The organism is Myroides albus, assembly GCF_024722315.1.
Taxonomy (GTDB): Bacteria; Bacteroidota; Bacteroidia; order Flavobacteriales; family Flavobacteriaceae; genus Flavobacterium; species Flavobacterium album_A.
Window position 1 is genome coordinate 2599484 of sequence record NZ_CP102754.1, and the last position, 26904, is coordinate 2626387.

Consider the following 26904-nt stretch of genomic DNA (forward strand, 5'->3'; position numbering starts at 1 on the left):
AAGTCACCGAAGTGACTTTTTTTGTGGGATTATGGAAAATTAGCAAAGGGCTAAAAGTGCATTTAGCCTGCGTTTGCTGTACAACTATATTAGGACGAGACAGCTTTGGCAGGTAGTGGTCGCATAGTGATGGCATAGTGGTCGCATTGTTTTGCCTATTTTTAATGCGACCACTATGGGATCAAATGATTATCACAATGGCATCATCAGTAAGGATATTGCAAAAAGAACCTGCTTAGATCCTTTATCGTATTTGGAAGATATACAACATGAAGAAGCTAAACAGGTACCAAAAAAAAGGAGGCTGTCTAAAAAGCCTAAAAAACAAAACCCCGTCTAAAAAAGGCGGGGTTTTTTCATTGTTTGTCCTCAAAAATAATTATCTTCAAGGTGCAACCAAACAATAAGAAAGACAAATATAATGTTCAAATCTGAAAGTTTAAAATCGCCGAGTCTATTTCCTGAAGATATTTTTTCTAAAATTCCTCTAGACCATCCTGTTCGTCTTATCAATGCTGTTGTTGATGAGTTAGATATTAGTTCTATTTTAAGTCAATACAAAGGAGGAGGGACCACCAGTTATCATCCCCGTATGATGATAAAAGTCTTATTCTACGCCTATTTCAATAATATTTATTCATCGCGTAAGATTGAACGGGCTTTGACGGAGAACATTTATTTTATGTGGTTATCTGGTAATAGCTTGCCTGATCATCGCACGATTAATTATTTTCGCGCTAAGCGATTGAAAGGTCAAATCCATCAGCTTTTTGCAGATGTGGTTCGTCTGTTACAAGAATTACAATATGTTAGTTTACAAGTTCAATATATTGATGGAACAAAAATTGAATCTAGCTCTAACCGATACACCTTTGTATGGCGTGGTTCAGTGGAGAAAAACAAGGCTAAATTAGAAACAAAAATTCAAGATGTTCTCACAGAAATAGAGGGTCAAATCAAACAGGATCAAAGTGAACTCGCAAAAGAACACTGTTCCAAAAATATTGATAGTTTAGAGCTTAAAGAAAAAGTGACTCAGTTAAATAAACATAGGGCAGACCTACCCAAACCTACAGCTAAACAGCTCAAACAGTTAGAAGACGAGCATTTACCTCGCTTGCAAAAATACGAACAACAACTAGAAACTTTAGGTACTCGAAATAGTTATAGTAAAACAGATCCAGATGCTACTTTTATGCGAATGAAAGAAGATCACATGAAAAACGGGCAACTTAAACCTGCCTACAATACTCAAATAAGTACTGAAAATCAATTTATTACACATTATACTATTGCACAAAAATCAACTGACACCACTACCTTAATCAATCATCTAGAGACTTTTGAACAAACCTATGCACAACAAAGTAAAGAAGTTGTAGCAGATGCTGGGTATGGTAGCGAAGAGAATTATCTGTATTTACTTGAAAGAGAAATAACGCCCTATGTGAAATTTAATTATTTTCATATGGAACAGAAAAGAGCTTGGAAGAACAACCCTTTTCTACAACACAATCTTTACTACAATAAATTGTTTGATTACATCTTATGTCCAAATGGAGAAAAGCTACCTAATATTGGAAGTAGTACTAAATACACCACCACTGGTTTTGCGTCAAAAATACATCTGTATCAAGCTTCTAACTGCTTGAAATGCTCGTTAAAAGAGCTATGTAATAAAGCAGCAGAAAACAGAACAGTCTCTATGAATCATAGATTGGTTCAAATAAAACAACATATTAGAGAATTACTCAACTCTGAACGCGGTAAATATCATAGAAGTAAAAGACCTGTAGAAGTAGAAGCTGTTTTTGGACAACTAAAAAGCAACAACAAATTTACTAGGTTTACTCTAAGAGGATTAGAAATGGTCGAAATTGAATTTGGACTGATGGCTCTTGCACATAATTTAAGAAAACTTACTAAGAATAGAGAAAAATCGACTTTAAACAACAATTTTCATCCTAAAAAAGAGACTGATAAACGAAAAATGACAAATTATAAGTCTAAAACTCGTTTTAATTGCAAGAACTTTTAATCTAAGAGAAAAGTAACGTTTTATATAATACAAAAGAGGGTGACCTTTTGGGACACCCTCCTTGAAAATTACATTATATAAAAAAACTAAAATTACATAGTTTTTATTAGCTCGTTGATTAATTGACGTGCAATAGGTTCTGCTGCTGCAACAGCTTTAAGTACGTCTTCGTGATGTGCTTCAACAATTCCTTCTTCGTTACCCATATCTGAGATAACAGAAATACCGAATACTTTCATATCCATGTGACGTGCAACGATAACTTCTGGTACAGTAGACATACCAACACAGTCAGCTCCTACAATTCGCACCATTTTGTACTCAGCTAACGTTTCAAATGTTGGGCCTTGTAGTCCGTAGTAAACTCCTTGTTTAATGTCGAAGTTCTTAGCTTTAGCTATTTCTTGTGCTTTCTTAATTAAAGTACCTGTATAGGCATCGTTCATGTTCACAAAGCGAGGTCCAAAGCGCTCGTCGTTGTGTCCTCTTAATGGATGGTCAGGGAAAGCATTGATGTGATCTGTAATGATCATAATGTCACCAACTTTAAATGACGGGTTCACACCTCCTGAAGCGTTTGATACAATAAGAGTTTCAACTCCCATATATTTCATCACTCTGATAGGAAATACTGTTTTAGCCATTTCGTATCCTTCGTAGTAATGGAAGCGCCCTTGCATAGCAACAACTTTTTTACCTCCAATGGTACCGAAGATTAAAGCCCCTTTGTGTCCTTTCACAGTAGATACTGGAAAGTTTGGAATTTCTGAATAAGGAATTTCATGCTCAATTTTAATATCAGCTGTTAAATTCCCTAACCCTGAACCTAAAACAATACCAATTTCAGGTTTGAAGTTTGTTTTCTCACTTAGATACTTAACTGTTTCTTGTACTTGTTCCCACATAGTCTAAAATAATTTTGTCAAACACTTCATGATTGTTAATGAAGGACGTTTGAATTGGTAAATAATACAATCTTTCAGAAGGGATTAAGTTTTGTAATCTAACATAATCCTTTTCTGTTGTTATAATGTTTTTGTTTCCTGCTTTCTGCAAAATTAGCTCTACGTCTGAAGGGGAAAAATGATGGTGATCGGGAAATGTTAAGCATTCTGTTTCTTCGTTCTTTAGGTGATCAAAAAAACTTTGTGGTTTAGCGATTCCTGCCACTAAAATATAGTCCTCATTTTTCAATAACTCAAGACTTACAGAACGTGATTTTGTATATGCAAGTTTACTGAATTCAATATACGTAAAAAAAGACAATTGTCCTGTTTTAAGATTTAATTTTTCAGTAATATTTCTTTGATTTTCTAAAGTTAAATTCTTTGGGCATTTTGTGACGATGACAATATTTGCTCTTTTGGCACCTGATCTTGATTCTCTTAAATTACCTGTCGGCAACATATAGTCTGAGTAGTAAGGTTCGTCATAGGTCGTCAGTAGGATATAAAACCCTGCTTTTGCGGCCAAATGTTGAAAGGCATCATCGAGGATGACAGCTTGCGTATCGGGTTTGTTTTTAAGGATACTGTGTATGCCATTCACTCTTTTTGCATCGACAGCAACATTGATATTGTCAAATTTGCTGTGATATTGAAATGGCTCATCGCCTATTTCTTCCATAGTCGTGTGGTCATTCGCGAGGATAAAGCCTTCGCTTTTTCTTTTATATCCTCTGCTTAATGTTGTAATTTGGTATTGATCTTTGAGTAGGCGAATAATGTACTCTACCATAGGAGTTTTACCTGTACCTCCCACACTGAGGTTTCCGACAGCTATAGTAGGGATGTCAAAAGAGGTTCTTTTGAATAAGCCAATGGTGTATAAGCAGTTGCGAATACTTGTAATTATCCCATATAAAATGGCAAAGGGAAAGAGTAAAAATCGTAATGTTTGCATAGTACGAAATTACCATTTTTTTATCTTTTGAGAAAATATATTACTTTAGTCCCTACATAGTAAATTGATAAAATGAAGATAAGAGAATTTATTCCATTAATGGAGGAGTTAGCACCGTTATCCTATGCTGAAGATTTTGACAATGTAGGTTTACTTGTCGGAAGTTATGAACAGGAAATTAGTGGTGTTTTGGTTTGTCATGACGCTTTAGAGGAAGTTGTTGACGAAGCTATTGAGAAACACTGCAATCTAATTGTTTGCTTTCACCCCATACTGTTTTCTGGTTTAAAGAAGATTACAGGAAAGAACTATGTTGAGCGCGCTGTGATTAAGGCCATTAAAAACGATATTGCCATATTTGCTATTCACACTGCTTTAGACAATCACCAGGAAGGTGTCAATAAGATTTTCTGTGATACTTTGGGAATCTCAAACCCTAAGATCTTAATTCCCAAGGCTAACTATATTCAGAAATTAGTTACTTATGTACCAGTTAAAGATGTTGAATCTGTGCGTGAATCGTTATTTAAAGCAGGTGCAGGAGCAATAGGCAACTATGACAACTGTAGTTTTATGTCTAAAGGACAAGGTACTTTTAAGGGAAATGAAAAGAGTAATCCCGTAATTGGTCAGCAGAATGTAGAAGAAAGAGTAGAGGAAGTCAAGCTTGAAGTTACTTTTGAAAAGCATCTACAGGCAAGTATTTTGAAAAGTTTGTTTGCCAGTCATCCTTATGAAGAAGTTGCCTATGAGGTATATCAGTTAGAGAACAAGTTGCAAAATGTCGGAATGGGGATGATAGGGGAGTTAGATGTAGCTATGGATGAAGTAGCGTTTCTTCAAATGGTTAAAGATAAAACGCAAACAGGAGGTATTCGCCACAGTGCTTTTCTCGGAAAACCGATTAAGCGAGTTGCGGTATTAGGAGGATCTGGAGCATTTGCGATTCAAAGTGCCTTAGCTCAAAAAGCGGATGCTTATATCACGGCAGATTTGAAATATCATGAATTTTATCAAGCTGAAAACCAGATAGTTTTGGCCGATATAGGACATTTCGAAAGTGAAAGATATATTAAAAATTATATTGTTGAGTATCTTAAGAAAAAAATGACTACTTTTGCAGTTATTTTATCAAATGTAAATACGAATCCAGTTAACTACTTATAAAGATGACAAACAAGAAAGAATTAACCGTTGAAGAGAAATTAAGAGCTTTATACGACTTGCAATTGATTGACTCAAGAATTGACGAAATTAGAAGTATGAGAGGAGAGTTACCTCTTGAAGTAGAAGATTTACAAGACGAGGTTGCTGGACTGAACAAACGCTTGGAAAAGTTACATTTAGACTTAAGCAATATCGAAACTGGTATCAAAGATAAAAAAGGTGCTATCGAAGAGTTTAAAGATGCTATCAAAAAGTATACTGAACAACAAAACCAAGTAAAGAACAACCGTGAATTCAATTCACTTGAAAAAGAGATTGAGTTTCAAAATCTTGAAATCGAACTTGCAGAAAAGCATATCAAAGAGATGAAGGCAAGTATCGAAAGCAAGAAAAACAATATCAATGATACTGAGACAAAACTTGCTTCGAGAAAAGAACACTTATCTCACAAAGAGGCTGAGTTAAAGAGCATCATGTCTGAGACTGAGCGAGAAGAGAAACTATTGTTAGAGAAATCTGAGGAGTTTAAAGCAAGTATTGAAGAGCGTCTTTTAACTGCGTATTCTCGTATTAGAAATGGTGTAAAGAACGGATTAGCTGTGGTGTCTATTGAACGTGGAGCTTCTGCTGGATCATATTTCACTATTCCTCCACAAACTCAAGTAGAAATTGCTGCTCGTAAGAAGATTATTACAGATGAGCACAGTGGACGTATTTTAGTTGATAGCGCTTTAGCTGAAGAAGAAAGAGAGAAAATCGATGCAATCATCGCAAAAATATAATTAAAATGAAAAGCCTCTTTTAAAGAGGCTTTTTTTATCTTGATAATGAAAAAGTGTATTGGTGCTTGTCTGAATCTTTTGTCCTACTTTAGTTTGCCTAAGGCTGTATCTATAGCTTTTAAGTTGTTCTCTACACCGAGAAAGGGAAGACTAAAAGCAAGAGAGTTGTCTGATTTCCTAAGTCAAGCAGAGCAATATGCGATTTCTATCGACGGACAGCAGATACATTGTTATAAGTGGAATGCTCATTTGGTTTCTAAGCCTCTTGTATTACTTATACACGGTTGGGAAAGCAATAGCAATAGATGGGAACAGCTTGTTGCTTTTTTAGGGCGAGAAAATTATCGATTTGTTGCTTTTGACGCTTTTGGTATGGGGTTGAGTAGTGGCAAGGTCTTTAATGTACCAGCTTATTCTAATTTGATTAGACAAATGCTCTTACACTTTGAACCAAGTAGAGTAGTGTCACATTCATTGGGATCTTTTGCTTTATTGAGTAGCTTAGCGGGACATTACTATTCTTTTTTGGAAAAGGTAGTTTTGTTAGGATGTCCAAATCGCTTTAAAGATGTTTTGGTGAATTACGGCGATATGATGAGTTATAACAGTAAGTTGAGAAATGGAATATACGATTATGCTCAAACTTTAATCGACGTGCCATTAGATGATTACGCTGCTGAGTATTATATTGAGAAGTTCAATCTTCCTGTCCTATTGATACACGATCGCCTTGATGATGTGGTGGTCTTAGAGGAATGTCATTTGTTTCACGAGAGAATCAAGGTTGCAAATAGCCATTTGGTTTTAACTGAAGGTTATGGACATTCTTTGCAAGATGCTAAAGTGTATCAGGCTATTGAGGATTTTATTCAATAGTTTTTTTATTTTTAAAAATTATAATTATTTATAATACCATATGGAAAATTCTGGTAAGACAAGATTAAATAAATATTTGTCAGAAGTTGGTTTTTGTTCTCGACGTGAGGCAGATCGCCTTATAGAAGAAGGGCGTATCACTGTTAATGGAGAAGTGCCAGAAATGGGACTAAAGGTGAGTGAACAAGATGAAATACGCGTGAATGGACGTCTGATACAAAACAATAACGAAACCCCTATTTACTTAGCATTTAATAAACCCATTGGCATTGAATGTACTACTAATCAAAAAGTAAGAGGCAATATCGTGGACTATATTAACTATCCTAAAAGGATTTTCCCTGTAGGAAGACTTGACAAAGACAGTGAAGGCTTGATTATCATGACTAATGATGGGGATATTGTCAATAAGATATTGCGTCAAAAGAACAACCATGAGAAGGAGTACTTAGTTACTGTTAATAGACCTATTACGGATCGTTTTTTACAGCGAATGGGGGCAGGAGTACCTATTTTAGACACAGTGACTAAACCGTGTAGAGTGGAACCTGTGAGTAAGTTTGTTTTCCGTATTTTTCTAACACAGGGGTTAAATCGTCAGATTCGACGTATGTGTGAGTATTTCGATTATGATGTGGTCGCTTTAAAGAGAATTCGAATCATTAATATTTCTTTAGATGTACCTGTCGGGAAGTACAGAGAAATCACCAAAAGTGAGTTAGATGAACTCAATCGTCTTATAGAACCTTCTATAAAAACGGAGGAGGCAAGCCTTGTTGAGCAACAAGAAAGTCAACAAAGTATTCGAAAGAGAATGCAAAATACCACTTCAAGAGAATCTTCACAAGAAAATAGACCCAGAAAGAACTTTGATCGCGAGAAGAATAATAGTAAAAATAAAGGTATTAAGCTCAAAAATGAGCGTTTAAGTAAGAGAAGAGAGAATTAATTTTAATTCTCTCTTTTTTTGTTTTAAAAAATAGATTGACATAATGCGAAATTAGTTTCTGCTGATATGTTAAAAATATATCTATTTTTTTAATAAATTATTATGTCTTTTTTTGTCTTTCATTTGGTCTTATTTAAAATCATTCTTTATAATTAGGCTATTTGTTTATAAACTCTCTATATTTGCTTTTAAATTTAATTAATCTAAATAAGTTAAACATAAAAGAGCATTAAACAAATGAAAAAAGCTTTACTACTAATGTTTTTGTTTATAATTGGAATTTCTCAAAATGTCCTTTCTCAGGATAGGCCAATTGTAATTACAGGAACAGTTAAAGACACTAAGGGAAATGTAGTTGACTACGCTACTGTTAGTTTAAAGGGGAGTCAAAGACATCACGATTTGACAAATGACAAAGGACAGTACAAACTCAAAATGGGAACTCCAGGGGAGTATACATTGGTAGTACAACACGTTAGTTATCAAACGCAGGAAGTAAAGATAAAGGCTACAGATGCTATAACCTATACACAAGATTTTACATTGTCTGAGAATACTTCTTATCTGGATAATGTTGTTTTAAATGTCAAGAAACCAATCGATAAAGTTCGCGAATCTGCTTATAACGTAATTGCAATTGATGCCAAACCGCTTTACAATTCATCTTTAGATGTGTCAGGTGCTTTGGATAGAGTATCAGGTGTAAAAGTTAGACGAGACGGTGCGGAAGGTTCTGATTATACGTTTTCAATGAATGGGTTTAGTGGACGTCACATCCGATTTTTTATTGATGGTGTACCTATGGAGGGGTTTGGAAGTGATTTTAAGATCAATAATATTCCTATCACGATGGTCGATCGTATTGAAGTATATAAAGGGGTAGTGCCCGTAGAGTTTGGTTCGGATGCCTTGGGTGGTGCGGTAAATATCATTACTAACAAGTCAAAGGAAACTAAGATTGATGCTTCTTTTACGACAGGGTCTTTTAATACCTACAAAAGTCACGTTAACGTAAGTAAAGTTTTTGACAATGGATTGACTTTTCAAGTAAATGCGTTTCAGAACTATTCTGATAATAACTATAAAGTATTAGTTCCTGTGGTCAATTTGAAAACAGGAGTTTACTCAAAAGAGAAACAATGGGTAAAGCGATTTAATGATCGCTTTCAAAATGCTACTGTAGTGGCTAAAGTAGGTGTTGTCGACAAACCTTATGCCGATCGATTACTTTTAGGATTTACTTATGGTGAAGGTAAAAAAGGCGTGCAGACTGGGACAATTATGGAAAAAGTTTTTGGTCAGAAAAAACGCCGTTCTGTTACAGTGATGCCTTCTTTGGAATACAGTAAGAAGAATCTGTTTGTTGAGGGATTAGATGTTAGTTTAACTTCAAATTACAATGCGGGATACAATCAGAATATCGATACAAGTGCTTACAAGTACAACTGGGCTGGAGATCGAATCAAAACTTTTAAGAAAGGTGAATCTGGTGGCGGAGCTTCAATGGTTAAGTTCTACGATCACAATGGTTCGACTTCGTTGAATGTGTCTTATAAGTTGAATGATAAACACGCTTTCAGTGCTAATAGCGTCTTGTATTACTTTAATAGAAAAACAGAAGATCCTCTTGCTGTAAAAGAAACGGAGGCTGAGAAAAATAGCGAATTGACACGCCGTAGTATGAAGAATATTTCAGCCTTGTCTTACCGTTATAACATATTAGATAATTTGAATGTTTCTATTTTTGGAAAACACTATCACATCAAACATACTTACCAAAGTGAGTCAACCAGTGTAGATCAAAGTGGTTACGGGATAGCTGCAACTTACTTGTGGAATGATTTTCAGGTGAAGTCTTCTTTTGAGAGAACCTTTAGATTGCCAACTGACTCTGAGCTTTTCGGTGATGGTGATTTAGTTTGGGGAAATACAAGTTTAAAACCAGAACAAGGAAAGAATGTTAACTTGAATCTTAGTTATTCATCAGTTATCGATAAAGTGCATTCTGTCTTTGGAGACGTTGGATTTGTGTATAGAAAAACGGAGGATTACATTCGAAAGAATCCTTATGGTTCTGGTTCAAGAGCCAATAGTGTGAATATTGGTGGTGTGGAGAGTATAGGGCTAAATTTAGAAGCGCGTTATATCTATGCCGATTTTATTCAAGTGGGAGGTAGCTTAACTACACAGAATATTCGCAGTAAACAAAAGTATACAATTGGTGGGTTTAATGTAAAGAACCCGTATTACAACGAGCGAATTCCAAATGAGCCTTACTTCTTTGGTTCAGTTGATGCCGGGATAATTTTTAAAGACCTTGGGAAGAAAAATAACAATCTAAATATCGGATATAATTTGCGTTATATCGATCATTATAGTTATGATTTTAAAGGCATAGGTATGAATCCTATCTGGATTCCTTCTCAAGTTATTCACGATTTAAATGCTTCATACAGTTTGATGAATAACAGCATTCACTTAAGTGTAGAGGCAAACAACTTGTTTGACAAATTGGCTTATGACAACTACAGCTTTCAAAAGCCAGGTCGCCATTTTATGTTTAAGATAAGATACTCATATTAAAATAATTACTAAATATAATAAACACTTTTAAAAATGAAAAAAAGATTATTCTCAGGAGCTTTGCTTGCTCTTGTATTTTCAGTATTTACATTTGTTTCGTGCTCAAGCGATGATAATTCAACTACTCAAGAACCATCTGAAGGTGGTGGAGAAGGAGATCCTAATAAAGAATTAGTAGAGCGTTATGTTATAGGTGCTTCTGCTTCAAGTACAAGTTTGCTATTAACAGTGCAAGATTTGAAAAAAGGAAGTATTTCTGTGAACGGAAATGGTGTGAATGCTTTGGGAACTACTGTTTATACCCACGGAGGTAATCGAGCTTATGTATTTGAGTATAGAAAAGGTGATCCTTCAGGTTCGCAAAGTTGGCTGTTAAACGATAAAGGACAGTTAACTATGAATACAAAATTAGATTTACCAACGCGTGAAGAGTTTATCGCAAGTATGGGTAAATATATGATTGCTACAACAGGAGGTGTGACACTTGATGGAGAAGATCCTAATAGTAATAAGGCACAAGCGTTTAACTTTATCGATGGTGCTACTGGAGAGGTAGCTTTCACATCTTATGTCAATGTACAAGAGATTGCTGAAAAAGGCGAGTATGCAAACTTTGCAGGATTAGAAACTATTGGTAATAATCGCTTTGTTATGGCCATTGAACCAATGAAGTTAAACAGTGAAAGTACTACTTCTGATCATAGAGATAGTGCATGGTTAGCTATTTTTAAATTCAATGAGAATGCTGAGAACGAAAATGATAAAGTAGTATTAGAAAAGGTAGTTAAGAGTGATAAGATGAGTTTTGCTGTTGCGCGTTACCGTTCAAGTCGTATTTCAACTATAGGAAAAGCAGGTGATGGAAATGTGTATTTATTCTCACCAAATGCTACTGATTCAAAAGGAGTTCCTTTTTCGTCTAAGCCAAGTGCCGTGATAAAATTTGATTCTAAAAAAGGTGATTTTGATCCAGGGTATTACTATGATTTAGAGGCAATTTCTGGAACGAAAGTGTATAAGGCTTTTGCTATAGGTGGTGAAAACTTCTTGTTGAATATGTTTGTAGAGCCATCAAATGCGAGTAATAGAGCTCCTGCTAATAAATTGGCTGTTTTCAATGTAATTACAGGTGATTTTAAATGGGTAGAAGGTCTGCCAGAAGCAGAGAATATTGCTGTAGCAGGTACTCCTTTTGTTGAAAACGAGGAAGTTTTTATCCCTGTTACTGCAGAGTCTAAGTCTAATGTGTATGTGTTAGATCCAAACACGGCAACAGTTACAAAAGGTCTTGAAATTAAAGATCTTGGAGATGGAAGTATTGGTACTATAGGGAAAATTAGCAATAAGTAATTGGAATTATAGTTTTTAGTTAGTTAGATGTTTTATAGTCAGAGAGGTCATATATTTTTTATATGACCTCTTTGCTTTTTAATTACTGTTGAGCTAAGCTGTCCTTAGTTTTGTTTTACAAAGTTTTTTTCTTGAGATGTAATCGGTTGCTCTTGTTTTACCTGTATGAAGTATCTGGCTGTCATCTATGAGTTCATATATACATATAGATAATTCCCATGTGAGTTTTGCTGGCGTAACTCATTGTAAAATAGTATAATAAATGAATTTCGTTTTCAAGTGATAGGTAAAATAAGAAGAAGCTGTAGTTTTAATGAAAAAAATCGTATTTGTGTTTCACTGCTATTGACCTGGTAGTATTAGTTTGTTTGAATAAGTAAGCTCTATTAATGATTTTGTATTTCAACCAAATGAAAGGTAAATACTATTGAAAATGCATTATTTTGTATTTGATTTGATATAATACAAAAAAAGCTCTAACAAATGTTAGAGCTTTCTTTTTTGTAGTCGGGGTGGCAGGATTCGAACCACTCCTCGTAAATATCTTTAAATCAATCTATTGTCTTTTTTGTAAAAAACCAACTCACCTAATAGCTCACCTTAGCAAATTAGGTTAAAATCAAATATAATGATTTTAAATGTATTAAAAAAGTACTAAAAAGTTAAATAATCATCTGTTTTTTTGATTGATGGAAGCGAATATTTTAGTAGAAATATTAGTTTTAGCTTTTGTTTATTTTTATTTTGTTTTTCAGTGTTTTGTTGTATTTGTTTTATATTATTAGTTAACTAATTTAATTTGATGTATTTTGTTATGGAATACTAAACTTGTTAAGGTGTTTTTTGGTTGTCGGGGTGTCTATTTGGCTTTAGTTAACTATTTTTATGGAGTAAAAGATTGAACTATTTTTAATTCTATCTTAGATTCAACTAATAAATGCTGTTGCATTTATTAGTTGAATCTAAGTAGTAAAAATCTTATAAAAGTTAAATAAGGATAAGAATTCATAGAAATAACTGTCGTATAGTAGCTAACAAAATTAATTTTCTATTTTTGAGTTTGTAAACTATGTATAACATTAAAAAAGAAGAGTTATTTTTATGAGGCAATTGGACAAAACACCTATTGAGAGGATGGTATCACCGATACAGCGATTTATGCAACAAGAAAAATCTGGAGGGATCGTTCTAGGTATAAGTGTGATTATAGCGTTAATATTAGCAAATACATCATTTAAAGAACAGTACCATCACATATTAGAGTATAAATTTGGTTTTCAATGGGCAGGCAATAGCTTCTTTGAATATAGTATTCACCACTGGATTAATGATGGGTTAATGGCTATCTTTTTCTTTGTTGTAGGGCTAGAGTTAAAAAGAGAGATTGTAGCTGGAGAACTATCAAACCCACGTAAAGCAATGCTTCCTATTGGAGCTGCATTAGGAGGAATGATTGTTCCTGCGGGTATTTATTTTTTTCTAAACCCAAGTGGAGAGATGTCTAATGGATGGGGAATTCCGATGGCAACAGATATTGCTTTTGCCTTAGGAGTCTTGTATCTATTGGGTAGTCGTATACCCTTGACATTAAAGGTTTTCTTAACTGCATTGGCAATTGTAGATGACTTAGGAGCGGTACTTGTGATTGCATTCTTTTATACCTCTGAGATTTCTATGTTACATTTAATCATTGGTGCTGCTATTTTATTAGTGATGTATTTGGGAAATAAAATGGGAGTTAGAAATATTATATTTTATGCAATCTTGGGTATTGGTGGAGTTTGGACAGCATTTTTGCTTTCAGGAGTACATGCGACAATTGCAGCAGTATTAGCTGCTTTTACAATTCCTGCAAATGTGAGAATTAGCGAGAAAGTATATGGCGATAAGATGCAAGGTTTGTTAGATAGGTTTAGAGGCATTGATCCCAATGATAAAATTCCGACATTAACAAACGAACAATTGCATATCTTAGAAGAGATTGAGCATACAAGTAGTGCTGCTACTCCTCCATTACAACGTTTAGAACATATGATGCATCCGATGGTAACCTATCTAATTATCCCTATATTCGCTTTAGCTAATGCTGGGGTATCTTTAGATATTGATATGGATCACTTGTTTAGTACTAATGTAGCTCTTGGTGTAGCTCTTGGCTTATTAGTAGGGAAAGTAGTTGGAGTAGTTGGATTTACAGTGCTTTTAGTGAAATTAAAAGTAGCTCCTTTCCCTGAAGGAATGAATGTGAAAAATCTATTAGGATTAGGTTTGCTAGCTTCTATTGGATTCACAATGTCTTTGTTTGTAACTTCGTTAGCATTTACTAATGAGGAGTACATGACTCAAGCGAAGATAGGTATTTTTGTAGCATCCATCATTGGTGGTGTGCTAGGCTATATGGTATTGAGTAAGTCAACGAAATAATGTTTTAAATGACTAGTAAGTTTTTTGATTACATCAATCTTCACAAAGGTGAGGAGAAGGGCGAAAAAGTCCTTGAAAATATAGTAGCAAATATTGCTTTTAAAGGATCAAATCTTTGGATTTTGGCATGTGCAATTATCATTGCGTCGATAGGGTTAAATGTAAATTCTACAGCGGTGGTAATTGGAGCTATGTTGATCTCACCATTGATGGGACCAATTGTAGGAGCTGGTTTTGCACTTGGTACCTATAACTTTTTATTACTGAAGATTTCTATTAAAAGCTTGGTTATAGCTACAATTGTAAGTTTGGTTGTATCTTCAGTTTATTTTTATTTAAGCCCATTTAAAGATGTACAATCAGAATTACTTGCTCGTACTGCACCGACGATTTATGATGTGTTGATTGCTTTTTTTGGTGGATTAGTGGGAGTGATTTCAATTACTCGAGTAGAGAAAGGAAATCCTATTCCAGGAGTAGCGATTGCTACAGCCTTAATGCCTCCTTTATGTACTGCAGGATATGGTTTAGCAACTTTTAATTTTAGTTATTTTTTAGGAGCATTTTATCTGTATATGATTAACTGTTTCTTTATTTGTATAGCGACGTTCTTAGTAATTAAATACTTGAAATATCCTACAGCGACTGCACTAGATACAAAAAAGGAGAAACGTATGCGATACGGTATTAGTTTATTGATTTTAGTGTTGATTATACCAAGTTTTTACTTGGCCTATAATTTATTCAATGAGAAGAAATTTACCAAGACTGTTGAGGAGTTTATCAATACAGAGTTTACTGCTAGAGGGGTAACAGTTATCTATAAAAAAATTAATTATAATACCTCGCCACGTAAGGTAGAGTTAGCCTTTTTGGATAAGAAATTGTCTAAAGAGAATATAGAGATGTATAACCGACTTCTACAGGAAAAAGGGATAGATAATGTAGCTTTGACCTTCAAGCAAGATGAGCAAGATATCAAGTCTGAAATCATGAAGGAAATCAATAAACAAAATAGTAACCTATCCGAGAAAGACGTTATTATTAATGATTTAAAGCGCGAGTTAGCTAAGTACAAAGTGAGCGAGCCTGGTTTGGTGAAAGAGATCGGAGTATTGTTCCCATCACTCGAACAAGTATCTTTAGGTAAAGTAGAGCGAAATCTAACCGATACAACTAGTCAAGTTGATTGGGTGTTAATGTATAAAGATAGTGTTGTACCTATAAATTCGGAGAAGATACGTATCACGAATTGGTTAAAAGCTCGATTACAAGTAGATACTGTTTTAGTAGTGAATACATACCAGCCGGCTGTATATACTAAAGAGTAGCTTAGTAATTAAAAACATCGCAAAGAGCTCCTTACTTATTTTTTTGAGTAGGGGGCTTTTTTTTTAGTGGCTCACCAAAACAATGTAATTGTTTTTAGAAGGGATCACAAGCAGGATTTAGCGTTAGATTTATCAGCTAGATGTATTACAGCAGCTAATGGTTTTCAACGTTGGGATTTGAATGGAAAGTATCTCTCGGGAGACAAAAAGCAGAATTTAGTTCTCATCCGGCTGTCTGATGAGTATTGGTTTTCTTGCAAACGCTTTCATCCAAATACTCAGTTCATTGATTTGTAATATATAAAAAGAACCATATTAACTTTAAGCTAATATGGTTCTTTTTTGATACTAGAATAAGTTGACTAGTAATATATTATCTTAAACGATGATTGGAATCACTACTGATAAACATTTCATTTTTCTCTTCAGATATAATTTCAAGGAATCGTTCATAGTGTTTTAATACGTCAGAAATTAGCTCATTTTTAGTAAAGATGTGAACATCATAACCTTGTCTATAATCACCAAAATAAGCTTTTGGATAAAAGGTTTTATTATCGTTAATATCAGGTAAGTTTTCTTCTGATAATAAGTAATCAGAAACCATTTTAGACTCTGTTTTGACACCGTAAATAAAGTTATTTACCAAGTCGTGTTTAATCTCAATTTCTAGTCGATAAGGACCTTCATAAGTATTGATAACAGCATCAATATTATTTTTAGCAAATTCGGTTTCTAGCTCTTTAAAGGCTTCTTTGACTGTCGTATCAATAAATTTGTGTACAGATTCTTTATCGTCAAAGGATACAATTTGTTTTAATCGCTCTTTCCATGAATCTCCTGACCATGTAACCGTTGTAGTAGAAAAGTCAGTTTCATAATATTTTTTATCGATAACTAGTGCTTTGATCAAGCTTACGATAAATAATAGCATTATAATAGAGAATGGAAGAGCTGTAATTAAGGTCATGCTTTGTAATGCACCTAATCCACCTGCATTTAACAATAACAAAGCTAATACAGCTAGTAATACTCCCCATCCAATAGTTTGCCATTTAGGGGATATTATAGCATTCTTGGTTGATATACTGTTCATTACAAACATTCCTGAGTCTGCAGAAGTAACAAAAAATATGATGATAATTGATATAGTTAAGAAGCTAGTAATTGAACTTAGAGGTAAGTACGCTAAAAACTCAAACATCAACGCATCTGGGTTGTTAGCAATAGTACTCAATGCACCATCAGCTACATTCATATCAAACCAAATGGCACTATTCCCGAATACAGACATCCAAATAAAGTTGAATAGTGTCGGTAGTAATAATACTGCAGCAATATATTCACGAATAGTACGTCCTTTAGAGATTTTAGCAATAAATAATCCAACATATGGAGACCATGAGATCCACCATGCCCAGTATAGGATAGTCCAGTCATAAAACCAGGGTTGTGTTTTATCATTAAAGGAGTGTGTACTAAAAGTCATGGTAAAGAAGTTTGATATATAATTACCAATACCTTCTGTAAAGCTTCCAATTAAATAAACGGTAGGGCCTAAAGCGAGTACGAAAACAAGCAATACGACTACAGCAATGATATTGATACTACTTAGTAGTTTTACACCTTTGTCTAATCCACTAACAGCAGAGATAATAGATAGAGATACTAATACAGCTACAATAAGTACTTGATAGATAAAGCTGTTTTCAGGTAAAATATTTAAGGTTTGAAGTCCAGAGTTAATCTGTACAACACCAAAACCTAATGTTGTTGTAATACCAAAGAAGGTACTACACAAGGCAAATACGTCAATCATATTTCCCCATTTACCTTTTATTTTATCTTTTAAAAGAGGATAAAAACAACTTCTTAGAGATAGCGGTAAACGATATCTATAAGCAAAATAAGATAGTGCTAGACCAACAATAGCATAAATAGCCCATGCGTGTATTCCCCAGTGAAAGAAGGTGTACATCTGTGCATCTTGTGCGCGTTGTAGTGCGGTATTGTTACTGAAAACTTCATTTGAATAGTGTTGGATCGGCTCAGCAACACTGAAGTACATTAGCCCAATCCCCATACCAGCAGCGAATAACATTGATATCCATGAAAAGAAGGAATAATCGGGTTTACTATTATTTCTTCCTAAGCGAATATTACCGTATTTACTGGCCATTAAATAAATCAAGAAGATAATAAATATAGTTACAGACCATACATATATCCAATTGAGGTTAACAAAGATGAATGTTTTGATTACGTTTAATAGCTCATTAGTTATCTGTGGAAAAATTGCAGCAAGTAAACTGACTCCAATAATAAAAATTAAACTTGGTAGAATAACACCTTTACTCAAGGTTGTACGTATTCTAGGAAATTTAGACATAATTTTTGTTTTTATGTATTAAAAATATAGTTTTATTGTTTTTGTTTCGAATATACATAATGTTTAGTATTTTTTGTGGTTTTATTCTGTGTTTTTCGTTGTTTAGAATTAAAAAGAAGATGTTTTTGGAGTTTTTATTTCTAGTAAACTTTCATTTTTTTAAAGGTTAAAAATTGTAGTTTTGTCTTCTATAAAGCCTCAGAAGCATATGTTTTTTTGTTGCTTTATTTTGCTATTTTAGTTAAAAAGAATGCGGCAAATAATAAGAAATTAATACAAAATTGTTTTGAATTTATCTAATCGTGATAGTAGAGTAACTTTAATTTTTCAATTAGTAATCTTTTTTATTTTCACAAAGGGTATTGCACAGCAACCAGTGAGAGTTACTATTGACTCATTATCGAAAGTGTATTCCCAGAATGTATATTCCAAACCACTTGAAGCTAGAAAGGCCGCATTTGCTTGGTTAGCTTTAAGTGAAAAGCATAACTTAGAGAAGGAAAAAGCTCGTGCTTATTATTCTTTAGGAAATTTGAATTCTATTAATGGAGATTATAAGAAGTCTATAGAATATGCATTGAAGACTATTGAATCCTTAGAGAAATTAAAAATGGAGCAAGGTTTACCTGCTGCTTATAATCTATTAGCACTTAGTTATAAGAATTTATCGCTATACTCCAAGGCAATGGAGAGCTTTATGATATGTATTGAAAAAGCTAGAGCTGTAGACGATGTACTTCAAGAGGCAAATGCGTATCAGAATGTTGCTACACTATATATACAAAAGGATGAATATGATAAGGCTATAGAGAGCTTGAAAAGAGCGAATGATTTGTATAAATCTATTGAGGATACCGATGGGGTATTGACTACATTGTTTAACTACGCAAATATTTTGAAAGAGCAGCGTAAGTTTGATCAAGCTAGGGAGCATTATATGACTGTATTAAAGTTTCGTCAAGAGGAAGGAAATAAAACAGTGGAGGCCTATGTTAAAATTAACCTTGCTCAACTATTAGTAGAACAGCATAAGTTTAAAGAGGCTATACCTCACTTGGAGAATACTTATAAGCTTCTTGAAGAGTTAAATTATGTCACTGATATGGCTATCGTATTGAATGATTTAGGAGTGTGTGAGAGTAAAGTAGGGAATACAAAGAAAGCAATTAAGTATTTTGAGAGAGCATTGAGTATTACTGAAGAACGTTCTATATTAGCCTATAATACTAACTTTTTTTTGAATTTAGGTTCCTTATATGCAGATCAAAAACAATATGAAAAAGCATATAATTATTTATATCGAAGTATAATAGATAATACAAAATTTAATAGTATTGAGAAAGAGAAGCATTTAGCAGATCTGCAACAACAATATGAAACAGAATTAAAGGAAACTAAAATAGAGTTGCTGGAGAAGGAGCAAGAATTAAAAGAAGTAGAGCTTAGAGAAGTAGAGCAAGCTGTCATTCGTCAGAAACAACTTCGTAATACTTTTATCATTGGTTTTATTTTGGTGTCAATTCTCTTTATTATTGTGATGTATTTTTATCTACAACGTTTGAAAGTGCAAAGACAACTACAGGTGGAGGTTGAGAAAAATGCGAATCACAAGATTAATGAGATGGTTAAAGATCATAAAATTTCTATGATCGAGCGCTATCAGAAAGGACAAGAGGAAGAAAGAGCTCGATTAGCACGAGAGTTACACGATGGAATAGGAAGTGATTTAGCAGGAATTAAGATTGCTTTTGAACATCATTTCTCTCAGCAAGATACGGGAGAACAAACTAAGCGTTTGCAAGAAGCAATTAACAATGCGTGTAAGGATCTGCGTTTGCTATCGCATCAATTGCATCCACTGGCTTTCTCTTCAATTGGATTTAGTAGTTTTTTGAAAGAATACGTCGATACTGTAAGTCAGAAAAATAATTTGACAATTAAAGCTTATTTTTTTCCAGAGACAGAAATTAATAAGTTGACAGATGATGTATTGGCTGGTGCATATCGCATCGTTCAAGAGTTGGTCAATAATATCGTTAAGCATGCTAAGGCTTCAAGTGCTGAGGTACAATTGACCAAACACGATGACCACCTCAATATTCTTATTCATGATAATGGCGTTGGGTTTGCCAATGTTAAGAAACAAGGGATAGGACTGCGCAATATAAGAGAGCGTTTAGAAAAACTCAAAGGAAGTATAGAAATAGATAGTAATGTTAAATATGGGACTTCCATAACAATTAATATACCTTTAAATAAATAAGTAGTGAGTAGAGTAAATATAATCATAGCAGATGATCATTTGATGTTCTTAGAGGGGTTAAACACTATATTACTTGATATGGAGGAAGTAAAACAAGTGCATTTAGCAACAGAAGGAACACAAGTATTACGTTTATTAGAGCAATTTGACATACAATTAGTCATTACCGATTTGAATATGCCCAAGATGGATGGAGTAGAGTTATTAACTAGGGTAAAGAGTAATCAATCAGATGTCAAGGTTCTAATTTTGAGTATGCTTGATAATCCTCGCGTTGTTCATAAGGTAATCCAAAAAGGAGCAGATGGTTTTGTACCTAAATTTACAAATAAGCAGGAGTTACAAGTTGCTGTACGGGAATTAATCAATGACAAGCAATATTTCTCAGAAGTTATTAAACAGCGCTATATGGAAAGTGTATTTGATAAAAAGAAGTATCAAGATATTGAATTGACTCAACGGGAGAAAGAAGTTCTAGCACTTTTATCAGAAGAAATGACTTCTAAAGAAATTTCTGAGAAACTGTTTATATCAGTTAATACGGTGGAGACACATCGTAAGAATATCTTATTGAAAACAGGATCTAAGACAACTACGGGAGCAGTAAAGTTTGCTATTGAATCAGGACTATTTGATTAGTGAATAATTAAAAGGTATACTTTATTGCTAATAGCGGTTTAATCTCTTCTAAAATAGAAATAAACGAATTTGGTTCAGTAATCGGTACGATTTCTCGATGAGTGACTACTTTGTTGGTAAGATTAATCGTTTCTAATAAAACAACTGTTACAGGAGTCTTGTGATAGCTGTTTTTTTCTTGTTCTACTTCTTTTGTATCGATTAACAGATGTACCCACACAGCTTTAGTGAAACAAGCTGTATCTACATATAATAAAGAAAAATCATGGGAACTGTAGAGGTGGTCTAATCCCGCTAAATAATCCATACGCTTCGGCAGCAATTTTTCTTGTAAAGTTTTGAAATAATTAGTTTCTTGTTTTAGTAAGCATTCTTTGACCTGCCATGAGTCCTCTATGCTATGTATAACAATCATAAAAATATCCTCATTATAGGTTGGAAGATGGATAGTAATTGTGAAAATACTATTGATTTTTAGTGCGTCCTTTTGTTGATTTAGTAAGTATAAGAGTTTTTTAGTTTTCGTTTTCAGCTCATTGGGATTTGGGTTAAAAAGATATGTCATGGTTAATGAATCATAACTAATGTCAATACGACAATCTAAATCAATCATTTTTAGTTTTATATCTTCTTTGGTATAGTAGTCAGCTAAGGCATCTTGGTATTGTTCTTTTACTGGTTTAGCATAGGAAACACCTTGTTCAATTCTGTTTTCATTTTTTAAAATCTTGGCGTCAAAGAATAAAACCCATCTTACTTGTGCTAATTGATGATCGTAGATAATAACCGAAAACATATTGGGATTCATATTAGAGGCATTAAAAAAGCGTCTAATTTCAACTGCTTTTAATTGACCCTTGAATTCATGTTCAAGATATTCTTGTATTAAACGATTTGCTTTTTTCTTTCTCATACCTCCCATAATGAGAGATAGATTATTTACAGCTAGTGTTAGTGATAGAAAACAAAACCCAATTATTAAAAGTGTTTTTAGCATTTTTTGTAAAGTTTGAATACAAGGTAAGATACTTTTGGAAATTTTCATATCACGGAATTCCGTGATAAGCGCAATTACCGAATTTAGGTCTATGAAACCAATAGCAAAGATAAGACCTTTGAAATGTTAATAATAGTAATAATATAAATCATGGGATTACAAGAAAAAAGAGCTTATACAGCAATAGAAGAGCAGTACGTAACTGAGTATCAAAAAGAATTGAATGCGATTGTAGGTAAAGAACTACCTATCCAAATCAACTGGGATACTTTCGAATTAGAGCATATTAAGTTTGTGCCAAGTGTATGTTTACAACGCTTAATGGATGCAATGAAAGAAGTGTGTAAAGATAATTTTGGGAAAGAAGCAGTACAAGAGTCAATGGATAAAATTGAAGTAAACTGTATTGTAAATGAAGGAGCTGAAGAAAATAAAAAATTAGACCTTTCTGGAAAAACTTTAACAATGACAGCTTGCTGGGGAGGACATCATAGTGGTTTCTTTACTGATTTAGTGATTAGAGAGTATTTAGAAAGCAAGTTATAAGGATATAAGGATTCTTTTTATAAAATTTTTAGTCTGACTTTTAATTTTTGATTTAGTTAATATCAACTAGATAGATAATAAAGGGGGATCATAATTAGATGAGTCTCCCTTTTTATTTTTTAATCATCGTGAACTAAGTCAGTAATAACCTAGTGACTAATTATATCTATAGAAGTATTTAATTAGTTTACAACTATAATTTAGAAGTATGAGTATAGAAAATTTTCCAAAGCTATTAGAAAGTATATTGCGTAAAAAAGGAGCGACGACAGAAGATATTGAGGCATTAGCAGATGCTGGAATTCAATCTAAAGAGGATTTCGTTATGATTGGTGATACGCGAACTTTGATAGAAGTTACAGCTATGGATATCGAAATAGCACATGTAATTATGCAGTGGGCTTTAGGTACACAAGCAGCAAGCTTGGCAGTTGCTGAAACCGTGGTAAAGCAAGAGGCAGTAATCGTAGAGAGTGCAGATGTTGTAAAATGTGCACATTGTCAAGCTAAGCAGCCGAAGGATTATAAAGTTGGTGATTTGTGTTTGTCTTGTGGACTTCAAGCAGAACCAGTTCACAATTGTTATTGGTGTTTGAGTACAGGACCAGGTCAGTTTTGCCGTTCTTGTGGAGCTGAGTTTGTCGCTTCTTCCGATTATGAGGTAGCTTTACAATTAAAGTTGGAAGGTGAATCGAAGTCAGCTATCGGTAAGTTAGTTAAAGAAATGACAGCAGTTCAAAAAGAAAATATTTGGGCAAAAATTAGAAAAGGTAGATAGAAAAATAGTTCGTATAGTATGGCAGTTATCACTTATTGTGAATCGTGCTCTACACCACAACCGGGCGATTATCAGCCAGGGGATATATGTGTGGCTTGTGCGGGTAGCGTTCGTGTAGATGTACGCTGTGGATGGTGTGCTTCTCTTACTCCTGCTCAGGGGAATTTTTGTAGAGGATGTGGAAGTAAGGTAGTAGAAGAAAAACACTTTGGAGTAGCAAGAATTTTAAAGAGTTTAGGATATAATCAGGAGCAAATACCTGAAAAAATAAAACAGCTTTCTGAGGCAGAAATTACAAAGTATAAGGATGAGTTTTATAAAAACTATCGAGTTATACAGTATGCAAAGCAACAGTTGAAGTTGTTAGAACCTTATTTGTTATTACCTATAAATGAGGCTGTAATAGCTATGGAAACGGATCTTCTAAATTTTATTCCATATTCAAAGCAGATACTAGAAGAGTATGAAGATTTGCTAGCTGAGCCAGCTTCACTGGATTCTTTGTTAAAAGAGGAAACTTACGGTATCCATCGTATTGTTAGACAGTTAGTAAATCTAGTTCAGTTAAAACAATATCCCCTCAATGAGCAGGTCAATAGAAATATTCATTTGAAATGGGCAGATTTGACTACTGTGTTTGAATATGAATTTGTTCGTATAGAAGGCTTTTTATGGTTTGCTCATCCTAATAGTTTCCTTGGAAATTTTAAAGTGGACGAAGCCTTTGAACATCTTGAGCAAAGTTCACCAGAAAAAGATTTAGTTGAAGTTTTCGATAAATTAACTGATCGTATAAAAGGTATAAATAGACTTAAGCCTTATTTAGATGTAGCTCGTCTTCATTTATATTCTTTTTTAAATCAAATAGAAGAAGAGGAGCCGACTCGTCTTTTTGATGTGATACCAGCTTATACAGCGCATACGGATTATGATCTAGCTATGAGTAGTGCACTAATCGTTGATGATCAAGATAGTTTGGCTTCATTGACAGCTAAGAATAAAGGTGCAGCAACTACAGGCTATCACTATTTGCTTTATTATGGAGAGGAGCACTTGATGCTTCAAAGCTTAAAAGAGAGTGGTTTAAATTATTATCAACTTAATGGTTTACTTCAATTTGTAGAATACAATAAGTATTTACAAGATCAAGGAAATACAGATGTATATACGAAGCAAATAGTTGTAAATGAAGCCATCGGTTTATTGCTTAAAAAGTTTAATTCGCATTTTGTATTCGAGCGTCATACAGATACTTTTTCTGACAATGAAATACGTTCATGGGTGGATTTTATTAGTCTTTATGATCATCAGGAAGTAGAATTGGATTACTCAGGCTTTGTAAACTTATTGATTAGCCGTAATCTTCGTCATTCTCTAATTCAATTATTAGAAGAGGCGCCAGCGCATTTAGTGTTTACAGATGAGCTTGCCAAGGAGTTATATCTTATAGGTAATGAATTTGACAATACTTTAGACGGGTTTAATCTTATTGCAGGCTGGAACAAAGTCTGTGAGTTGGAATACTTCCCTAGTGTAGATGCGGTAGATCGCATGCTTATTTTTATAGGTGATAATTATAAAAATTATACAAGTAGTGAGGAAGAGAATGGCATACGTTTAATGGTTGTTGATGTATTAAGCATATTGGTTCAAAAGAGTCCGAGACATTCTTTTAAAGTAGCTGCTAAGCTTATAGAGCTGTTGCTGATTAATGAAGACACGTCAAATACATGGTTGCCTAACGAGGAACTTAAAAATAGTGTTTTAAATAGTCATTATTGTGTTCGTTTGGACAATGGTTCTTTTCAGAGAAGACCTTTTGCAACAACAGATGTTTTTATTAATGATTTTTTTAATGGAGAGTGGAGTGAATTTATAGCTGCGTTAAATGCTAGTTTGAGTATTGGTAACCGCTATGACTCCTCACCTTATAATATCTTCCTACTTTGGATTTGTGAATCAGGTAATCACTTCGCAGATGTGTTAAGGAGAGATATGACTTTAACAAATACTATTTCTGATGTGTTAATCGAGAGTCTTGTCGTGTTAGATCAAGGACAGGAACTGTTAGGTCTTCATGATGGTTGTAAACAATACCCTTTATTGGAAGTACTTTGTGATAGTCAATGGAACTATCAACAAGCGTATTATTATAGTCGTCGCCCAGCTAATCTACCCATAGCATTGGAGTATAAAATGCATGCAGCACTTGTGTCGTGGCTATCTGTTGATATAGAGGAAAAGTTGTTGTCTGAGTTGTTTCAAAAAAATATCATTGTTCAGTTTCAACAAAAGCCAAGTGGACAATTGCCTCTATGTTTCTTGACACTATGGTTTATCTATAGCGATCGAGTAGTTTTTAAACCTTTTGTAAATCAGTTAGTTGAGTTGATTTTTAAAAATATTGAAATAGGCCCTTATGAATACAAGTTGCCTAGGTTATTAACGGCAAAAGGCGTAAATCAAGAAGTGGAAGGACGAGAAATAGTCCAAACTGTTTTTCACAATACTGATCAGTGGTTAAATTGGTTAGATAATCGCACAGCTACGGGAAGTTTAAGTGAACCTATTCATCAATTTATGTTGTTGGTGTTACTTGATTTTGGAAGTGATTTAGAGGCGTTTATTCAAGCGCCACGAATTACATTCGACGATTTAGAGATACCTACTGAAGAGCAACATAAAAGTAATAGAAGTATTCTATTTGGCTATTTAAAACAAATGGTAGCTACATTAGATACAATCGAGGAAGTTAAGTTTAAGTCGTTATATGCTAAGAAGATATTAAAGATTGTAGAAGACTTCTATTATGAGGATAATTTAGAAGATTGTATTGATATCGTAACCTTAGTGAATGATAGTTGCCATGATTTAAATGATGAGTGTGATCAAGTGGAGATTACCTTACGCATTGATAAATCAACAATAAATTGGTTTACCTTACATACTGGGTATATGGCATTGGAAGATTATTTGCTAAGTGAAGGAGAGCATGAGCGTTGGGTGGGCAAACTATTAAAAGACTATAGAAAAGATGCCTTCAGGGTAATGAAAAGTGATGCGTTGACTTCAGAGCAAGTTAGTGTTTTAGCAGATTTATTACTGCGATGTCTAGGTAAGGAACATTGGATGGTTGATATAAGTTATCAAACAGAAAAGGTCTTTAGATTGGTTGTAGATAATCTTGGCGATATGCTAGAAGAACTTCCTCCTGAGAAATTTGATCCTGAATTTGTTATTTATATTGACAATTTTATTCAAAAAAACAGTTATTGGTCAAATTACTTAGATCGTTTACAGGTGGCTGTTAGAGAGTTGAAGAAGTATCATTTTGAAGAAGTAGAGAAGCAAGAAGACTCGTTTTATGGTGATCAGCAGCAAGAGCAAATAGATGAGATCGCTAATCAAGCTATAGTAGATGAAGGCGAACAGTACTTTTCTGATGAGGAACAACAAGGAGTAACTACAGTGTTGTCAGATGTGGAAATAGCAGGGCTAATGATGAGTTTTTCGATTGACAAAGAAAATTTACTAATGATTAGTTATCACTTTAATGATTACACTCGTAGCGCTATTGATAATCCAATTGTCTTTTCTCCGATATTGACCAATATGGTTGGTGTGAAGGAGTTCTTGGCTGCTAATGTTGATCAAACTATAGCGTTTTATCAAAAACTATATCTAATTGTATTAGATCCACAGACAGCCCCATCAGGTACTTATCCTTCAGTAGGTGCGATGGCTCGCATGGTATTTGCTCAATTGTTACATGGTACGATGTATAGTGGAGCTTATGCTATAGGAATAGAAGCAATGGTTCAATCTGGAGTTTATACGACCGATTATTCTCAAGCATTAACTGAATTAGTAAATCAATTAAAAGTGTAATT

19 protein-coding genes are annotated in these 26904 nt (G+C 33.9%); 15 read left to right on the top strand and 4 right to left on the bottom strand.

Going from position 1 to position 26904, the window contains the following annotated elements; genetic code table 11:
* Positions 1 to 175 precede the first annotated feature (175 nt).
* Positions 176 to 340, top strand: a complete 165-nt coding sequence (locus NWE55_RS11855) for a hypothetical protein (protein WP_160339246.1) — start codon at positions 176 to 178, stop codon at positions 338 to 340.
* 81 nt (positions 341 to 421) lie between these two features.
* The gene (locus tag NWE55_RS11860) at positions 422 to 2038 is read left to right on the top strand and encodes an IS1182 family transposase (protein ID WP_258204053.1); all 1617 of its coding nucleotides are present in this window, start codon (positions 422 to 424) and stop codon (positions 2036 to 2038) included.
* Between the two features lie 92 nt (positions 2039 to 2130).
* Here NWE55_RS11860 and NWE55_RS11865 read toward each other — a convergent pair whose 3' ends face one another.
* Together NWE55_RS11865 and lpxK are read right to left on the bottom strand one after the other, a co-directional pair.
* On the bottom strand, positions 2131 to 2943 hold the full coding sequence (locus tag NWE55_RS11865; RefSeq protein WP_155092713.1) for a purine-nucleoside phosphorylase: 813 nt from the start codon (positions 2941 to 2943) through the stop codon (positions 2131 to 2133).
* Positions 2915 to 3940: a tetraacyldisaccharide 4'-kinase gene (gene lpxK, locus NWE55_RS11870; RefSeq protein WP_155092712.1), complete on the bottom strand. Its 1026-nt coding sequence runs from the start codon at positions 3938 to 3940 to the stop codon at positions 2915 to 2917. The genes NWE55_RS11865 and lpxK overlap by 29 nt, the downstream gene beginning before the upstream one ends.
* A 72-nt stretch (positions 3941 to 4012) precedes the next feature.
* On the opposite strand from lpxK, the gene NWE55_RS11875 reads away from it, so the two are divergent.
* The 8 genes from NWE55_RS11875 (at position 4013) to NWE55_RS11910 (ending at position 15402) form a co-directional block, all read left to right on the top strand.
* Entirely contained in the window at positions 4013 to 5107 is a 1095-nt protein-coding gene (locus NWE55_RS11875) for a Nif3-like dinuclear metal center hexameric protein (RefSeq protein WP_155092711.1), read from the top strand.
* A gap of 2 nt (positions 5108 to 5109) precedes the next feature.
* The gene (locus NWE55_RS11880) at positions 5110 to 5889 is read left to right on the top strand and encodes a zinc ribbon domain-containing protein (RefSeq protein WP_155092710.1); all 780 of its coding nucleotides are present in this window, start codon (positions 5110 to 5112) and stop codon (positions 5887 to 5889) included.
* 45 nt (positions 5890 to 5934) lie between these two features.
* Entirely contained in the window at positions 5935 to 6765 is an 831-nt protein-coding gene (locus NWE55_RS11885; protein ID WP_155092709.1) for an alpha/beta hydrolase, read from the top strand.
* A 40-nt stretch (positions 6766 to 6805) separates the two neighbouring features.
* The gene (gene rluF, locus NWE55_RS11890) at positions 6806 to 7714 is read left to right on the top strand and encodes a 23S rRNA pseudouridine(2604) synthase RluF (RefSeq protein WP_155092708.1); all 909 of its coding nucleotides are present in this window, start codon (positions 6806 to 6808) and stop codon (positions 7712 to 7714) included.
* A 237-nt stretch (positions 7715 to 7951) separates the two neighbouring features.
* Complete coding sequence (locus tag NWE55_RS11895) at positions 7952 to 10297, top strand: TonB-dependent receptor (protein ID WP_155092707.1); 2346 nt, start codon at positions 7952 to 7954, stop codon at positions 10295 to 10297.
* Positions 10298 to 10330: 33 nt separating this feature from the next.
* Complete coding sequence (locus NWE55_RS11900) at positions 10331 to 11647, top strand: DUF4374 domain-containing protein (protein ID WP_155092706.1); 1317 nt, start codon at positions 10331 to 10333, stop codon at positions 11645 to 11647.
* 1101 nt (positions 11648 to 12748) lie between these two features.
* Positions 12749 to 14071 (top strand): Na+/H+ antiporter NhaA, encoded by a 1323-nt coding sequence (gene nhaA / locus NWE55_RS11905; RefSeq protein WP_160339804.1) that lies wholly within the window; start codon positions 12749 to 12751, stop codon positions 14069 to 14071.
* An 8-nt stretch (positions 14072 to 14079) separates the two neighbouring features.
* Entirely contained in the window at positions 14080 to 15402 is a 1323-nt protein-coding gene (locus NWE55_RS11910; protein ID WP_258204079.1) for a DUF389 domain-containing protein, read from the top strand.
* A gap of 373 nt (positions 15403 to 15775) precedes the next feature.
* On the opposite strand, the gene NWE55_RS11915 is transcribed toward NWE55_RS11910, so the two are convergent.
* The gene (locus NWE55_RS11915; RefSeq protein WP_059051424.1) at positions 15776 to 17791 is read right to left on the bottom strand and encodes a BCCT family transporter; all 2016 of its coding nucleotides are present in this window, start codon (positions 17789 to 17791) and stop codon (positions 15776 to 15778) included.
* A gap of 286 nt (positions 17792 to 18077) precedes the next feature.
* On the opposite strand from NWE55_RS11915, the gene NWE55_RS11920 reads away from it, so the two are divergent.
* Together NWE55_RS11920 and NWE55_RS11925 are read left to right on the top strand one after the other, a co-directional pair.
* Positions 18078 to 20054: a tetratricopeptide repeat-containing sensor histidine kinase gene (locus tag NWE55_RS11920; RefSeq protein ID WP_006266541.1), complete on the top strand. Its 1977-nt coding sequence runs from the start codon at positions 18078 to 18080 to the stop codon at positions 20052 to 20054.
* Positions 20055 to 20057: 3 nt separating this feature from the next.
* Complete coding sequence (locus NWE55_RS11925) at positions 20058 to 20693, top strand: response regulator transcription factor (RefSeq protein WP_006266543.1); 636 nt, start codon at positions 20058 to 20060, stop codon at positions 20691 to 20693.
* Positions 20694 to 20700: 7 nt separating this feature from the next.
* Here NWE55_RS11925 and NWE55_RS11930 read toward each other — a convergent pair whose 3' ends face one another.
* Complete coding sequence (locus NWE55_RS11930; RefSeq protein WP_258204080.1) at positions 20701 to 21606, bottom strand: hypothetical protein; 906 nt, start codon at positions 21604 to 21606, stop codon at positions 20701 to 20703.
* Between the two features lie 234 nt (positions 21607 to 21840).
* On the opposite strand from NWE55_RS11930, the gene NWE55_RS11935 reads away from it, so the two are divergent.
* The 3 genes from NWE55_RS11935 to NWE55_RS11945 all read left to right on the top strand — a co-directional run bounded on the left by NWE55_RS11935 (position 21841) and on the right by NWE55_RS11945 (position 26902).
* Positions 21841 to 22236 carry a hypothetical protein gene (locus NWE55_RS11935; RefSeq protein ID WP_006266545.1) on the top strand — a complete coding sequence of 132 codons (396 nt, stop codon included), beginning with the start codon at positions 21841 to 21843 and terminating at the stop codon, positions 22234 to 22236.
* Positions 22237 to 22444: 208 nt separating this feature from the next.
* Entirely contained in the window at positions 22445 to 23014 is a 570-nt protein-coding gene (locus NWE55_RS11940; RefSeq protein WP_006266546.1) for a hypothetical protein, read from the top strand.
* Positions 23015 to 23032: 18 nt separating this feature from the next.
* The gene (locus tag NWE55_RS11945) at positions 23033 to 26902 is read left to right on the top strand and encodes a hypothetical protein (RefSeq protein ID WP_258204081.1); all 3870 of its coding nucleotides are present in this window, start codon (positions 23033 to 23035) and stop codon (positions 26900 to 26902) included.
* The last annotated feature ends 2 nt before the right edge of the window (positions 26903 to 26904 follow it).

Excerpts from the sequence above, each read along its gene's own strand:
- NWE55_RS11915 (WP_059051424.1), bottom strand. The coding sequence starts at position 17,791 with ATGTCTAAATTTCCTAGAATACGTACAACCTTGAGTAAAGGTGTTATT.
- NWE55_RS11930 (WP_258204080.1), bottom strand. The coding sequence starts at position 21,606 with ATGAGAAAGAAAAAAGCAAATCGTTTAATACAAGAATATCTTGAACAT.
- NWE55_RS11900 (WP_155092706.1), top strand. The coding sequence starts at position 10,331 with ATGAAAAAAAGATTATTCTCAGGAGCTTTGCTTGCTCTTGTATTTTCA.
- NWE55_RS11910 (WP_258204079.1), top strand. The coding sequence starts at position 14,080 with ATGACTAGTAAGTTTTTTGATTACATCAATCTTCACAAAGGTGAGGAG.
- nhaA (WP_160339804.1), top strand. The coding sequence starts at position 12,749 with ATGAGGCAATTGGACAAAACACCTATTGAGAGGATGGTATCACCGATA.
- NWE55_RS11865 (WP_155092713.1), bottom strand. The coding sequence starts at position 2,943 with ATGTGGGAACAAGTACAAGAAACAGTTAAGTATCTAAGTGAGAAAACA.
- lpxK (WP_155092712.1), bottom strand. The coding sequence starts at position 3,940 with ATGCAAACATTACGATTTTTACTCTTTCCCTTTGCCATTTTATATGGG.
- NWE55_RS11940 (WP_006266546.1), top strand. The coding sequence starts at position 22,445 with ATGAGTATAGAAAATTTTCCAAAGCTATTAGAAAGTATATTGCGTAAA.
- NWE55_RS11945 (WP_258204081.1), top strand. The coding sequence starts at position 23,033 with ATGGCAGTTATCACTTATTGTGAATCGTGCTCTACACCACAACCGGGC.
- NWE55_RS11860 (WP_258204053.1), top strand. The coding sequence starts at position 422 with ATGTTCAAATCTGAAAGTTTAAAATCGCCGAGTCTATTTCCTGAAGAT.
- NWE55_RS11885 (WP_155092709.1), top strand. The coding sequence starts at position 5,935 with ATGAAAAAGTGTATTGGTGCTTGTCTGAATCTTTTGTCCTACTTTAGT.
- NWE55_RS11875 (WP_155092711.1), top strand. The coding sequence starts at position 4,013 with ATGAAGATAAGAGAATTTATTCCATTAATGGAGGAGTTAGCACCGTTA.
- rluF (WP_155092708.1), top strand. The coding sequence starts at position 6,806 with ATGGAAAATTCTGGTAAGACAAGATTAAATAAATATTTGTCAGAAGTT.
- NWE55_RS11895 (WP_155092707.1), top strand. The coding sequence starts at position 7,952 with ATGAAAAAAGCTTTACTACTAATGTTTTTGTTTATAATTGGAATTTCT.
- NWE55_RS11855 (WP_160339246.1), top strand. The coding sequence starts at position 176 with ATGGGATCAAATGATTATCACAATGGCATCATCAGTAAGGATATTGCA.
- NWE55_RS11935 (WP_006266545.1), top strand. The coding sequence starts at position 21,841 with ATGGGATTACAAGAAAAAAGAGCTTATACAGCAATAGAAGAGCAGTAC.
- NWE55_RS11880 (WP_155092710.1), top strand. The coding sequence starts at position 5,110 with ATGACAAACAAGAAAGAATTAACCGTTGAAGAGAAATTAAGAGCTTTA.